The sequence below is a fragment of the Mesorhizobium sp. M8A.F.Ca.ET.165.01.1.1 genome, from assembly GCF_004792065.1.
GTDB lineage: Bacteria > Pseudomonadota > Alphaproteobacteria > Rhizobiales > Rhizobiaceae > Mesorhizobium.
On the sequence record NZ_SRTH01000276.1, the window covers coordinates 1 to 279 of the forward strand.

Annotated in this window: 1 pseudogene; it reads left to right on the forward strand. The window is 63.8% G+C overall.

Annotated features, from left to right (window positions below):
* Window positions 1-160: 160 nt before the first annotated feature.
* Window positions 161-279: pseudogene (locus tag EN808_RS37545) on the forward strand (GMP synthase); the annotation flags it as partial.

Below are 279 nucleotides of genomic sequence, written 5' to 3' on the forward strand. Positions count from 1 at the left end.
ATGGAGAGCATGTGGCCCTAAGGCCTCTGCTCTTAGCTTCGTCCAGCTCGGGCGTGAATGGCCGAGTGACCGCTCTGGGCCAGAAACGGCCATCGAGAGAGGGGAGCGCCAATGTCCGCAATGAGGTCGGAACCGGACCCGGTCATCGAGCGCTGCCCCCGAAGGCCATGGCGACGGGCTGGTCGAGATCGGCTGGTATCCGTTGAAGGCGACCGAGGCGGGCCGCAAGCTGATGCATTGGCCCGAGATGGTCTACCAGTTCCACCGCGAAGGCTTTTC